12 protein-coding genes are annotated in these 12,770 nt (G+C 32.1%); 4 read left to right on the forward strand and 8 right to left on the reverse strand.

The features are described from left to right. From GQR98_RS15780 to GQR98_RS15795, 4 genes are read left to right on the forward strand one after another with little or no spacing between them, the layout of a single operon-like run. Entirely contained in the window at nt 1-681 is a 681-nt protein-coding gene (locus GQR98_RS15780) for a TetR/AcrR family transcriptional regulator (RefSeq protein WP_159020387.1), read from the forward strand. Continuing rightward, entirely contained in the window at nt 674-2,338 is a 1,665-nt protein-coding gene (locus GQR98_RS15785) for a peptidase domain-containing ABC transporter (protein WP_159020388.1), read from the forward strand. The genes GQR98_RS15780 and GQR98_RS15785 overlap by 8 nt, the downstream gene beginning before the upstream one ends. A gap of 3 nt (nt 2,339-2,341) precedes the next feature. Continuing rightward, nucleotides 2,342-3,697: an HlyD family secretion protein gene (locus GQR98_RS15790; RefSeq protein WP_159020389.1), complete on the forward strand. Its 1,356-nt coding sequence runs from the start codon at nt 2,342-2,344 to the stop codon at nt 3,695-3,697. A gap of 5 nt (nt 3,698-3,702) precedes the next feature. Continuing rightward, nucleotides 3,703-5,094, forward strand: coding sequence for a TolC family protein (locus GQR98_RS15795; protein WP_159020390.1), 1,392 nt, complete (start codon nt 3,703-3,705; stop codon nt 5,092-5,094). A gap of 13 nt (nt 5,095-5,107) precedes the next feature. On the opposite strand, the gene GQR98_RS15800 is transcribed toward GQR98_RS15795, so the two are convergent. The 8 genes from GQR98_RS15800 to GQR98_RS15835 form a co-directional block, all read right to left on the reverse strand. After that, nucleotides 5,108-6,799: a patatin-like phospholipase family protein gene (locus GQR98_RS15800; protein ID WP_159020391.1), complete on the reverse strand. Its 1,692-nt coding sequence runs from the start codon at nt 6,797-6,799 to the stop codon at nt 5,108-5,110. A 233-nt stretch (nt 6,800-7,032) separates the two neighbouring features. After that, nucleotides 7,033-7,332 carry a hypothetical protein gene (locus GQR98_RS15805; protein WP_159020392.1) on the reverse strand — a complete coding sequence of 100 codons (300 nt, stop codon included), beginning with the start codon at nt 7,330-7,332 and terminating at the stop codon, nt 7,033-7,035. 144 nt (nt 7,333-7,476) lie between these two features. Continuing rightward, nucleotides 7,477-7,914, reverse strand: a complete 438-nt coding sequence (locus GQR98_RS15810) for a hypothetical protein (protein ID WP_159020393.1) — start codon at nt 7,912-7,914, stop codon at nt 7,477-7,479. A gap of 337 nt (nt 7,915-8,251) precedes the next feature. Continuing rightward, the gene (locus tag GQR98_RS15815) at nt 8,252-8,998 is read right to left on the reverse strand and encodes a hypothetical protein (RefSeq protein WP_159020394.1); all 747 of its coding nucleotides are present in this window, start codon (nt 8,996-8,998) and stop codon (nt 8,252-8,254) included. A 43-nt stretch (nt 8,999-9,041) separates the two neighbouring features. After that, nucleotides 9,042-9,770: a LytR/AlgR family response regulator transcription factor gene (locus tag GQR98_RS15820; protein WP_199270211.1), complete on the reverse strand. Its 729-nt coding sequence runs from the start codon at nt 9,768-9,770 to the stop codon at nt 9,042-9,044. 33 nt (nt 9,771-9,803) lie between these two features. Continuing rightward, nucleotides 9,804-10,820 (reverse strand): hypothetical protein, encoded by a 1,017-nt coding sequence (locus GQR98_RS15825; RefSeq protein ID WP_199270212.1) that lies wholly within the window; start codon nt 10,818-10,820, stop codon nt 9,804-9,806. 13 nt (nt 10,821-10,833) lie between these two features. Further along, nucleotides 10,834-11,433: a YbhB/YbcL family Raf kinase inhibitor-like protein gene (locus tag GQR98_RS15830; protein WP_159020395.1), complete on the reverse strand. Its 600-nt coding sequence runs from the start codon at nt 11,431-11,433 to the stop codon at nt 10,834-10,836. Beyond that, nucleotides 11,430-12,755, reverse strand: a complete 1,326-nt coding sequence (locus GQR98_RS15835; protein WP_199270213.1) for a YHYH protein — start codon at nt 12,753-12,755, stop codon at nt 11,430-11,432. Before GQR98_RS15835 ends, GQR98_RS15830 begins: the two co-directional genes overlap by 4 nt. Between the last annotated feature and the right edge of the window lie 15 nt (nt 12,756-12,770).

Genomic DNA, 12,770 nt, shown 5'->3' on the forward strand with positions numbered 1-12,770 from the left:
ATGAAAGATTTACTGTTGAAATTTAAAATTGAGTTACCAGAAGGTATTTATCTAAAGGATCCTGAATCTTCTACTTTAGGAAAAAAAATTATCGAAAATAGCATTATTCTTATTGAAGATATTGGCTTTGAAGATTTCAATTTTAAAAAGCTCGGAAAACAAATAGGTTCTAACGAAAGTTCGATATATCGTTATTTTGAAAGTAAACATAAAGTACTATTATATTTAACGTCTTGGTATTGGAGTTGGTTGGAATATCAATTAGTTTTGGAAACTTACAGTATGACTAATATTGAAGACAAATTAAAAAAAGCCATCGAGATTGTTACCAAAACAACCGAACAAGATGATAAATACACGCATATTAACGAAGTATTACTTAATAAAATAGTAATTGAAGAAAACTCAAAATCGTACCTAACCAAGGATGTCGATACTGAAAATGAAGAAGGACTTTTTCTTCCTTTTAAACGCGTTGTACATCGTTTATCAGACATGATTATTACTTGTAGCCCAACCTACGAATATCCGTTAAGCCTAGCTTCTACTATTATAGTTGGCTCTTTAAAGCAACATTTTATAAAAAAACATTTTAAATCAATTTCTAACTACGATGGTGATAAGCAACCAACAGATTTTTTCACAGATTTAGCCCTAAAAACATTATTAATACATGGATAACACTACTTTATCACCCTGGAAACGCTTTATAGGTTTACTACGATTAGAGCGTAAAGATATTTACCAAATTGCATATTATGCCGTATTCGATGGTTTGGTAGCTTTATCGCTTCCGTTAGGAATTCAAGCTATTATTAACTTACTTCAAGGTGCCCAAATTTCAACTTCTTGGGTAGTATTAGTTATGCTAGTTACAGCTGGTGTAGCTTTTTCTGGTGTGCTTAAATTAATGCAAATGCGTATTATTGAAACTATACAGCAACGTATTTTTACACGTGCATCTATAGAATTAAGCTATCGTTTTCCGAAGATTAAAATGAGGGAATTACGTCAATATTACCTTCCGGAATTGGCAAACCGATTTTTTGATACACTAACCATCCAAAAAGGATTATCGAAAATTTTAGTAGATATTCCTTCGGCGTTATTACAAATTATATTCGCCTTGCTTCTACTTTCATTCTATCATCCGTTTTTTATAATTTTTGGTTTACTATTATTAGTTCTTATCTATGTTGTTTTTAAATATACAGCTAGACGCGGTTTAGAAACGAGTTTAAAAGAATCTAAAGCCAAATACAAAGTAGCGCACTGGTTACAAGAAATTTCTAGAACCGTTATCAGTTTTAAACTTTCAGGAAAAACAAGTTTGGCTATTGATAAAAGTGACGATTTAGTAGCTGGCTACTTAGACTCTAGAGAAAAACACTTTAAGGTTTTGGTGCTTCAATTTATACAATTAATAGGCTTTAAAGTATTAGTTACACTGGGTTTATTATTAATTGGTGGCTTCTTAGTTTTAGACCAACGTATGAACATTGGGCAATTTGTTGCCGCAGAAATTATTATTATATTAATTATTAATTCAGTTGAAAAACTAATCAAGGGTTTAGAGTCCTTTTACGATGTTTTAACCTCTATTGAAAAACTAGGCCAAGTAGTAGATATGTCTTTAGAGGCTCAAAAAGGCGAAGCTGTTAAAAAAGATGCCGATTTAACCATTGAGTTTCAAAATGTATCTTATCAAGTTGAAAACCGCTATAAACCAATTTTAAGCGATGTGTCTTTCACTATAGCACCTAAAGATAAAATTTTAATTAAAGGAGAAAGTGGTTCTGGAAAATCTAGTTTATTACAGCTTATTGCGGGACTAATTTCTCCATCTTCTGGGTATGTTTATGTAAACAATCTATCACTACAGAGTTTGATTAAAAATGAATACCGATCTAATTTAGGATTATCATTATCTGAAGAATCGCCATTTGAAGGCACACTAAGAGAAAACATCACTTTTGGAAATAAAGATATTAGCGATGAAACTATTTATGAGGTTTTAGAGCGTTTAAAGTTAACAACCTTTTTACAGCAGCAAACCAAAGGGTTAAATACCATTTTAAAACCAGAAGGCAAGCAAATGGCCTACACAATCTCTAAAAAAATAATACTTGCCAGAGCATTAGTTAAACAGCCAAAACTCTTAATTCTTGAGAATCCGTTGGATCATTTCGATAAAGACGAAGCTAAAATACTTATCGATTTACTAGCGAACCCTAAATGTCCATGGAGTTTAGTTGTGGTTAGTAACAACGGCTTTTGGGAAGAAAAATGTAATAAGCATATTGTGCTTAAAAATGGAGTTATCATCAATAAACAGTAAGCTATGTTAAATATAACAAACAATAAAGTTTCAGAATATATAGACATTAAAAGCTTTAAATCTGGAAAAGAAATTTTTACGGTACAATACCATAAACGATTTAAAAAGTTTCTAATGGTATTTTCAATACTAATTGTAGTGATTGTCTTTTTACCATGGACTCAAAATATATCGAGTACCGGTTTGGTAACCACTTTAAAACCTAACCAGCGTCCACAATCTATTCAGTCTCAAATACCAGGGCGTGTTGAGGAATGGTTTGTACAAGAAGGTGATTTTGTAAAAAAAGGAGATACTATTATTCGTATTTCTGAAGTAAAAAGTGATTATTTCGATTCACGTTTAGCAGAACGAACTGGTGATCAGCTTAGTGTAAAATCATCGTCTGTTGAAGCTTATAAAAACAAGGTAGTTGCTTTAGGGAATCAAATTTCTGCTTTGCAGCAAGAACGTCGACTAAAGCTAGAATCTGCCAAAAACAAATTGTTGCAATCGCATTTAAAAGTCACTACAGATAGTATGGATTTTGAGGCAACAAAAATTAAAGCCGATATAGCTAAAATTCAGTATGAACGTACTATTTCTTTACAAGAAGAAGGCTTGAAAGCGGTTAAAGATGTGGAAGAAAAACGTGCAAAACTTCAAGAAGCAGATGCTAAACTTATATCGCAACAAAATAAGTATTTAAGCACTAAAAATGAATTGATTAATGCGCAAATTGCAATCTCGACTATAAGTGCAACGTATGGCGATAAGTTAGCTAAAGCTCAAAGTGGTTTGTATACTGCACAATCTAGCGGTTATGATACCGAAGCCGAGGTTTCTAAATTAGAAACAAGCTTAGCAAATTATACTAAGCGTACTAGTTTGCTATTTGTTACGGCGCCACAAGATGGTTACATAAACAAAGCCATTAAATCTGGTATTGGTGAAACTTTTAAAGAAGGTGAGCAATTGGTGAGTATTATGCCCGCAGATTACGATTTAGCGGTTGAAATGTATGTGCGTCCAATAGATTTACCTTTAATCCATACGGGTGAAAATGTACGTGTGCAGTTTGATGGTTGGCCTGCTATTATTTTTAGCGGATGGCCAAATGTGTCTTATGGTACTTATGGCGCTAAAATTGTAGCTATCGAAAACTATATTAGTACCAATGGTAAATACCGTGTGTTACTAAAACCAGATGCTGATGATGTGGCTTGGCCAGAAGCCATTCGTGTAGGTTCTGGAGCAAAAAGTATTGCACTACTTAATGATGTGCCAATTTGGTTTGAACTATGGAGACAAATAAATAGCTTCCCTCCTGATTTCTATAAGCCGGATAGTAAAACTGAATATTCTAAAGATAAAAAGTAAACCGAATGCATAAACTTGTAATTATTGTACTGTTTTTAATGTCTTCCGTAGGTTTTTCGCAAGAAAACGACACTGTGTTATCATTAGAAGAATATTTAGGATATGTAAAAAAATATCACCCCATAGTTAAGCAGGCTCAACTGATCACTACGGAAAGTGAGGCTAAACTATTGAAATCTAGAGGTGCTTTCGATCCAAAATTAGAAGTTGATTATAATCGAAAAAAGTTTAAATCGACTACTTATTATGATAAGCTAAATAGCACCTTTAAAATCCCAACGTGGTATGGCGTAGAGCTTAAAGCTAATTATGATAATAATGATGGTACCTATTTAAATCCAGAATACAACACACCAGAAGATGGCTTGTATGGTGTAGGGGTTTCTGTTTCGTTAGCAAAAGGCTTATTAACCAATGAGCGTATGGCGACCTTAAAAAAGTCTAAATTGTATATAAAATACGCTCAAGCGGAACAAAAACTTGTTATTAACGACATTTTATACAATGCTATTTCCACCTATTTTAATTGGTTGAAAAACTACCAAGCTAAATTGGTTTACAGGGATTATTTGGTAAATGCAGATACACGATTAAAGAATGTGAAAAGCAGCTTTTTTGCCGGAGACAAACCCGCTATTGATACCCTAGAGGCCAATATTAATTTTAAAAGTAGAAAACTAGACTATGAGAAAGCTAAGATTGGATATATAAAATCGGCTTTAGAACTTTCTAATTATTTGTGGTTAGAAAACAACATTCCTTTAGAGTTAGAAGAAGGCATTTCTCCTGATACCACTACCATTGATAAAATTGATGTAGTACTGAATAGTTCTGTGTTAAATAGTACTGATGAATTAATTGCTAATCATCCAAAACTACAAAGTCTTCAAATAAAACAAGAAATCTTAACCGTAGATAAGCGTTTAAAAACAAACAACTTATTACCAAAAATAGATTTGCAATATAACTTTCTATCGAGTGATTACGAGAATGTAAATAGCTTTAATACGGCCAATTATAAAAGTGGATTAAACATTAGTTTTCCTCTGTTTTTAAGAAAAGAACGTGCCGATTTAAGACTCGCTAAATTGAAACTTCAGGATATAGGTTTTGATATTTCTGCAACCAAAGTGAGCTTAAAAAATAAAGTAAATGCCACCATACAAGAAATAGATTCGTATAACACGCAATACGATTTATTGCAAGATATTGTAGTAGATTACAAGGCGTTTGTTAAAAGTGAAGAACGTAAATTTAGTTTAGGTGAAGGTTCTTTATTTTTAGTAAATTATAGAGAAGTTAAACTCATTGAAAGCCAACTAAAAGCTATCGATGTGGAGTATCAATTATTTATCAGTAAATCGAATTTATTACGAGTTTTAAATAATCTAGAATAGTTTTATTGATGCTTTAACCACACAACTCCTCCACCAACCAAAGTGGTTTTTTATTAAATGATACCCAGTCGGCTTTCAAAGCATCATACAACTTATCTATTTCAGTAAAGTCGGCTATGTTGCTGTCAGGATCTGCTTTCAGTTCTAAAATATATTCCATGAGTTCGTAGCATACAGTAAATTGACCGCAAGCAATTAACGTTTGCATTCTGTTTTTCACAACATCCTTTTTATCCCACCATAATGTAGTTGGCGTTTCAGAAGCTGTTAGGCAAACACTTTCTAAATTTTTACTTGGTGCTTTTATGCCTTTATTATAAGCAGGAGTTTTCATGTATGGCGATTTTTTACCACTCAATTTATAAACCGTTGCTGTAATACGTTTGTTTTTTAATTCGTTTTTAGAATAGAATAAATCGTAGTTAACGCGACGCATTTGTTTTAAAAACACATCGTTTATCATAGTCATAGCAGAAGTTACACGATTAGAAAGCATTACTTGTATTAAGCTAATGTCCAATTTTTCAAACGTTAGAATATCATCTAGTAAAGCTTCGGGGATATTTTTATTAAAAAGATGTTTCAACCTAGAGAGTACTGCTATTTTAACTGACGATGCTACGAGGCCAAAAACAGTTAAGAGCAAACCCATACCAAAAAGTGCACTTCCTAAAATGTACCAACCCACATAATCTGTTGGCCCAAAAACCTCCATATTATTTAAAAGCAAAATAGCTAAACCAACCAATAGAATAGACCAATAAATGGGTTTAATCGAAAAATATTGCAATACCTTATTTATAACTCGTTTGGCGGTCGATTTCTTTTCAATTTTAGTAGCATCTTGTTTCCAAGGTTTCATTTTATAGCTACCTACATCGTTAACGATAATTAAGTCTAGTTTGCCTTTCATTCTATCGTTAATAAGCATCATGCTACCAATACCTTGGTTGTCGGCTATACCTCCATCCATAATGCCTACACCTTCGATAAATGTGTCTAAACCTTTTAAGTTTTTATATGAAGAATTGCTGTGATCTTTAAAATAATCGTCAGGAAACACCAACGGTTCAAACCCTACAGGAAAACACGATGACGAGGCAATAACATCTCCTAATTCAACCTCATTTCGTAAAGCATTAATTTCTTTTTGATTGTTTCTATAAAGCGGATTATTTCCAAAATACCCACGGTTTTGAAACCGATAAGTTAAACCAAACGAAAAATCGGTAGCATTGAAACATACTTGTTCTAGTTGTTTTATTTTACTTTTTTCAAACTTACCAAATGCCCCTTCAAAAACAGGCATTTCTGAATATGTTAGAGCAAACGCATTTATTAGTGATCTGTTTTTATACGGATTAGCTTTCCAAACTGTATCATTTTCTAGCTTAGCAATAGCATTTTCTAATAATACATCGTTTTCTGGTGTAAACGTATTGTAAAACTGCTTAAAAAAAGCTTTAAAATTATAATTAGGCATTTGTACTGCTTTGGCATAACCAACTCCTGTAAGCGTACCTCCACTCACTGTGCTTAGCGCTTTAACCGATTTTAATAAGGATTTGTTTTTATAAGAAACATGATCGAGATAAGCCAGCACGCCTAAAGCAAAAAAAGTAGCACGATAACCGCCACCACTAAAGCAAAGCCCTATGTTTTCAAAAGGTGTGAATTCTGATTTTTTATTTAATTCTTCTGCCATAATCTCTTTTGTATCTCTTTACGCTTTAAAGATAGTTATAGATTTTTAACTCTTTGTAAGTAAAATCACTTTGTTTTTATTGCCATTTATTCAGACTTTACGTTGGTATATTCAGTTATACTTAATAATATAAAAGCAAAAACCTCTCATAAGAATTGAATAATATCAATAATTATGAAAGGTTTACTATTCTAAATTGCAAAAACAAAATAGATAATTTTATAATGTGCGTTTTATTTTAAAAGCGCTAATAATCCTGTTAATTCCGCTAGGTCTAAACTAGAATCGTTATCAACATCTAATGTGTTAAAGTTATCTGAAACAGAGCCGATTGCTTCTGTAGAGCTAATGACTTCATCTTTATTTGCATCTAATAAGGTAAACAAGCTAGATATTTGTTGTACTGTAGAGTTTGAGCTTAAAGAACTCAATAAAGTTGCTGCACTAGCAATGCTAGATGTATCCATATTTTTTACACTGTTACAACTTGTTAAACTTACAACAACAGCTAGCGATAGTATTACTTTTTTCATAATAGGTTTTAATTTATTTTGAACAAATGTAGTGCTACGCGCTATTTTAGAGAAAAGGAATATACCAACACAGCAATTTCATCTTTTAAACAAGTAGATTTTTAGACGAAATAGTTTTAACTCCTAATTTGGTTTCCTTTATTCTTATCTAAAGACACTAGCTGTTCCTTCACAAGTCCATTCCGTATCATTTTCATCATCATCGTAAGCAATAAATGTATTTGTACCTGTAAAATTGCCATCGGTTTCAGAATAAAGGTAATTGCCCGTAAATTTACGTTTGCTACCAGAAGGCAACGTGTATATGGTTTCAATAATTAATGCATCACCATTCAACTCATAATAAGAACTTGTTAAGTAACCAGGGTCTGTAAATTCTATAGTTTGATCTGCTAAAAATATAAATTCAAACGCCGGACCTTCTCCTAATTCAAAATCGCCAGAACATGTTTCCCCATGTCTTTGAAAATTCCAAGAATCCTCAAGGATTTGTTCATCTAAACTTTTTGTTTCATTATCATCATCAGATGAGCAAGACATGAATAAGCCTCCTAGTATTATGAATAAAATAAGTTTTTTCATTTTTAACATATTTAAGTTATTAGTTGTGTTTATTATTCGTAAATGTATTTAATAGTACTTATTATCACAAGACAGGAAAATTAAAGAAGGCGCAATTAGGGTGTTTTTTAAAGTCATTTTTTTGATTTTCGTAGGTTTCTTATTTGTTTTGAAAGAGGTAAATGTAGGTAAAATCCATTAAAAGTATTATCCTTCAAACAAAGACAATCCCCAACAAAGAGACTAGTATATTTAAAACAACTGATTCTCTGCTTGTTAAATATGAAAAAAATAATGATGAAAAAACATGTTCCTAATCAATTTATCAGAACATAGAAATGATAGACTTTTGAAGAAATTAATCCAGTTCCTCTTTTAACTTGGTGATTAATATTTTAGTTTTACCACGTAGCATTTTAGCATTGTTGAGCTGTATTTGCGTTTGTAATAAACGGTCTATAATACTGTTTTGGTATTCCTTATTATTCAGTAAAATACTATAATTAGATTTACTTCCAAATTCTTTAATATGCTGATATTTTATGTTTTCTTTAGGAAGCATATCTACCAACGAAATATGTTTTTCTAAAACAGGTTTTAACCTATCGCTAATTATCGCTTTAATTTTATCGTCTTGCTCCTTAAAACCGTTTATTTTACTTGGGTATACGGCTATTAAATCTTTGAGATCGTCACTTTCAATAATCTCAAATTTAGTAGTATTTACAATAGAATTTACAGAGTTATCTAACAAACTAACATCTTTGTGCTGTATATTAATTATGGTGTCTTTAGCGCCTTGAGTGATTTCATTTGGAGCTTTGCCAACATATTTTAAAGTGTTTTCTAAATAAACTATGGTTTTAGGATACTCATCTATTAAGCCCTTTAGTAAGTGTAAGTTGGTGTTTAATTCTTCGTTTAAGTTCTGGTAAATTTTCTGTTCTACAATATTGTTTTTTCTAATATCGTTAAGATCATTTATTTTCCAAGCAATTGAAATACCAATTACAATAAGTATAATTTCGCCAATAGCATATACCAAATAAGATTTGAACTTACCGAAGGCTATTAGGTTTCTTCTTAATTTACGGAATAGTTTCATAGATGATTATTTGGGAATATAAAGGTGAAATTAACCATATAAATTATAGTGAATTACTATTTACAAATTCTAGAAAAGCCGGTTTATACTGCTCAGAAACAGTAATACGTTGGTTATTGATAATAATTTGACTACGTTCTATAACCTCAATGTTTTTTAAAGACACAATAAAAGAGCGATGCACACGTAAAAACTGAGTTTCCGGTAATTCCTCTTGTAAAGATTTTAGGCTCATTAAAGTTAAAATAGGCTTTGGATTATCTTTTAACCAAATTTTGATGTAATCCTTTAAACCTTCAAAATATAATACATCAGACAGCTTTATTCGCAACTGCTTGTATTCCGATTTAACAAATAGAAACTCTTTTGCTTCAGAAACTTCGTTTTGCGGTTTCCCCTTTAATAACTTAAACCATGTACTCGCTTTATTGGCTGCTGCTAAAAACTCGGCATAATCAAACGGTTTTAATAAATAATCTAAAGCTTCGACTTTAAATCCTTCTAGTGCATATTGATCAAAAGCAGTAGTAAAAATAACCCTGGTTTCTTTTGGTAACATTTTGGAAAATTCAATGCCTGTTAAATCTGGCATTTGTATGTCTAAAAATAATAAATCTACAGGGTGTTCTTTTATAGACTCCATAGCTTCGATAGCACTACTACATTTTTGTTTTAGTTCTAAAAAAGGTGTTTTTTTAACATAGCTTTCCACTAAATTAAGCGCCATAGGCTCATCGTCTACAATAACACAGGTGATTTTTATATTGCTCATACGTTTGGTTTATATATTAAAAGTAGTCCTAACTTATTTTACAGTGTATCTAACAATAACCTCATTATCTAAAATAACATTTGTTGACCATATAAATTGAGCGTCTACTGCATTATCATCAAAAATATTTATGAAATTGGTGTAAGACGGTTTATTATCTACACCTATCGTATTGTTTGTAAACTCAGTTGCGTTAGGCCATTTGGTATCATCAAAATCTGCAGATTGCCAATTTGAAGGTGTTTTCCAGTGTAATGCGTAATAAGATGTTCCATCATTAGAATCTTCTGTACTACATGTTTCACTTAATCTTAAAGTGCCTTCTTCGTTAGCACAAGATAAATCTCTTAAAGGTGCTGTATAAAATGTTTGCGCTTTCCAATCATTATTTGTTGTTGCAATTATATCACCGCTGGCATCTTTAAAAACAGCGACCATACCGCCATCTCCTGGATGAAATGCTTGTCCTCTATTGGCTTCAGAGCCTAAACCACTATTTTCTTCCCAATCTACCAGTTTCATTGCTATTGTAAAAGGCCTATTTACCTTAAAACGAACAATGTTAGAGTTAAACTGCGTAAAAGGCACATTATCCTTACCAACAGGTGTTCCGTTAATATACATTTCAAAATAGTTATCGGCAAATACGTATGCGGTAATAATTTCACCATCAGCATCAACTTCAATAATATCTGTACCGTCTAATGCTGCTAAAGCTTCGTCTGCCGATCTATATTCTACTTTTGTACACGGATTAAACAAATCTGATGCAAAAGGAAAACTATCATCAGTAAAATTTACTTCTGCAGGAACTGTCCATTTACTACCATCTGTTGCAGTAGATGTACCAATTGGCGCTTCTCTACCTCTATCACATGCAAATATATTTTCAATTAACACTGTCGCTGGTCCTTGAGATACAGATGCTGTACCTTTATATATATCTAAATTTTCTGGTGTTGATTTTTTACCATTTTCACCATTTTTACAAGCTATAATTGTAAAACAGGCTAAGACAATCAGTAGTGTCATATTTTTTAAGTGTATCATTTTATGTTTGTTTTTAATTAGAGTCTATAAATGTTAAAGTCGTTCTATCTACAATATTCACAGTAGCCAATGCATCCATAAACACATTATAATCTACATTTAAACTGTGTGCTTTAGGTAAAGCAGCGGGTGTTTCGGATAAGGCATAAAGTGCAATAGTGTATTCGTGTTTTCCTTTACCGTGAGAACAAGGCGATGTGTATGATATTGCTGTTCCATCTTTATTAGATCCCATAAACCAATCGCTTTTAGACGCCATGTTGTAAGATATTTCTGTTGTTTCAGGAGCTATATCCCATAATAACAAATAGGAATTAATTTCTGTTTTATTATCTTTTTTTGGATAATGATACATAACAACTGCTAACGATTTAGCACCTTCTGGCACATTTTCCCACGACAGTGGAATGGAGTTTTCAATAGCATTAAGCTTCTCCTCACACTTATAAGCCTCTAATAAAACACCATCTTTTACCGCAATACTTGTTAGTTTAAAATTAGAGTTTATGGTTTTAAAATCATCATGATTTACTTTTGTAGTCGCTTTTTTATTGTTATTGCAAGACATTAAACCAATAAAAAAAATGGGTATTATTAATTTTGAATATTTCATTTTTCTCTTGGTTTATAGGTTTCAACAGTTGCTCTACCATCAGGGTTTATAAATTGATACGTGTAATTATCTTCATTGTCCCATTTGTAATTTATGATATATTCTTCCGAATTTAAACTGTACGTTAACGCATATGAATTTTCTCCTAACGTTGTAAAACCAGTAATTTCAGCACCTCGTAGTGGTCTTAAAGCAGGTCTTAATTCTTGCGTTCTAGGTTGTAGAGACACTTGGTTTTCTGGCGCTTTTGTTTTAGTGTCTAATATTACTTCACCTCTCATACCAGCAATTAAATAAGGATATTCTTTAATAGTATGATATTGATAAGAGCCATCTGCGTTTGTTTTTCCTAAATATTCATCTAACACATCTGTTGTTTCGCCATAAACAGGAAAACCATCTACAGCATAAGCAACTGGATTGCCAGCGCCTACTTGATCTTGGAGGTGTAATGGTGATAAATGGTAATGATAATCGTCTGCACGACCACAATGTCCGCCCCAATTATCTAACTCTCCAATAGCATTAGCATCTTCTCCTCTATTGTTTAAAGGATTAAAAATAGGGATTCCATTTACCGCAACAGCAATAGCGCCTTTTAGTAAATTGGTTTTTGTAGATAATGGCTGTTCTGCCATTTTAGGATGCGTAGGTATTGCCCAACTATTATCACCCGTGTAATTTTGATTAATAGGCACTTGTTGTTGCCAATTAGTGATACCAACCATCATGTCATGATCTGGCAACCCATTTGATGAGATATACAAGTAGTTGTCGTCAGTATGTGTTGTAACACCATCAAATTTCTCAAAAAAGGATTGCATCAATGTCACATTATTTGCCGGCACTTGCGCTGTATTAGCTTTAGTTGTACTTGTATTTTTGCACGACACCACCAAAAGCAAAACGACACCAAGTGCACCGTGAGTTAAGTACACCGTCTTTTTTTGTTTTATCAGTTTAAAAACAGAAAAGAATAAAAGAAAGAGACCTAAAGTAATAAGTCCTATATTAAAACTAGATGTTGATTTAGAATCCGTTTTAACAGCAACACTGCTATTTAAAGACGCAATTAATTCACTTTTAGTTTTAATGTATTTTTGATTAGCTTCAGAAAAGTCTGAAATTTTAAAAGTTTGAACAGTATGGTTACCATCCATAAGCCAAACTTGATCATTTTCATATTTTACAAAATCAGCATTAATTGTTTTATTAATACTTGTTAATTCCCATTGTTTTAAAGAAGTTCCATGTCCGTGTTCATGTGCAAAAAGAGAACTGCACAGCATTAAAAAAAAGAAAAATATAGACGTGTTTTTCATGAGATTAGTGTTTAA

The sequence above is a fragment of the Algibacter sp. L3A6 genome (genome assembly GCF_009796825.1).
Lineage (GTDB): Bacteria > Bacteroidota > Bacteroidia > Flavobacteriales > Flavobacteriaceae > Algibacter.

Bases quoted from the DNA above. Each gene is read 5' to 3' on its own strand.
- GQR98_RS15780 (WP_159020387.1), top strand. From the start codon at position 1: ATGAAAGATTTACTGTTGAAATTTAAAATTGAGTTACCAGAAGGTATT.
- GQR98_RS15785 (WP_159020388.1), top strand. From the start codon at position 674: ATGGATAACACTACTTTATCACCCTGGAAACGCTTTATAGGTTTACTA.
- GQR98_RS15790 (WP_159020389.1), top strand. From the start codon at position 2,342: ATGTTAAATATAACAAACAATAAAGTTTCAGAATATATAGACATTAAA.
- GQR98_RS15795 (WP_159020390.1), top strand. From the start codon at position 3,703: ATGCATAAACTTGTAATTATTGTACTGTTTTTAATGTCTTCCGTAGGT.
- GQR98_RS15800 (WP_159020391.1), bottom strand. From the start codon at position 6,799: ATGGCAGAAGAATTAAATAAAAAATCAGAATTCACACCTTTTGAAAAC.
- GQR98_RS15805 (WP_159020392.1), bottom strand. From the start codon at position 7,332: ATGAAAAAAGTAATACTATCGCTAGCTGTTGTTGTAAGTTTAACAAGT.
- GQR98_RS15810 (WP_159020393.1), bottom strand. From the start codon at position 7,914: ATGAAAAAACTTATTTTATTCATAATACTAGGAGGCTTATTCATGTCT.
- GQR98_RS15815 (WP_159020394.1), bottom strand. From the start codon at position 8,998: ATGAAACTATTCCGTAAATTAAGAAGAAACCTAATAGCCTTCGGTAAG.
- GQR98_RS15820 (WP_199270211.1), bottom strand. From the start codon at position 9,770: ATGAGCAATATAAAAATCACCTGTGTTATTGTAGACGATGAGCCTATG.
- GQR98_RS15825 (WP_199270212.1), bottom strand. From the start codon at position 10,820: ATGATACACTTAAAAAATATGACACTACTGATTGTCTTAGCCTGTTTT.
- GQR98_RS15830 (WP_159020395.1), bottom strand. From the start codon at position 11,433: ATGAAATATTCAAAATTAATAATACCCATTTTTTTTATTGGTTTAATG.
- GQR98_RS15835 (WP_199270213.1), bottom strand. From the start codon at position 12,755: ATGAAAAACACGTCTATATTTTTCTTTTTTTTAATGCTGTGCAGTTCT.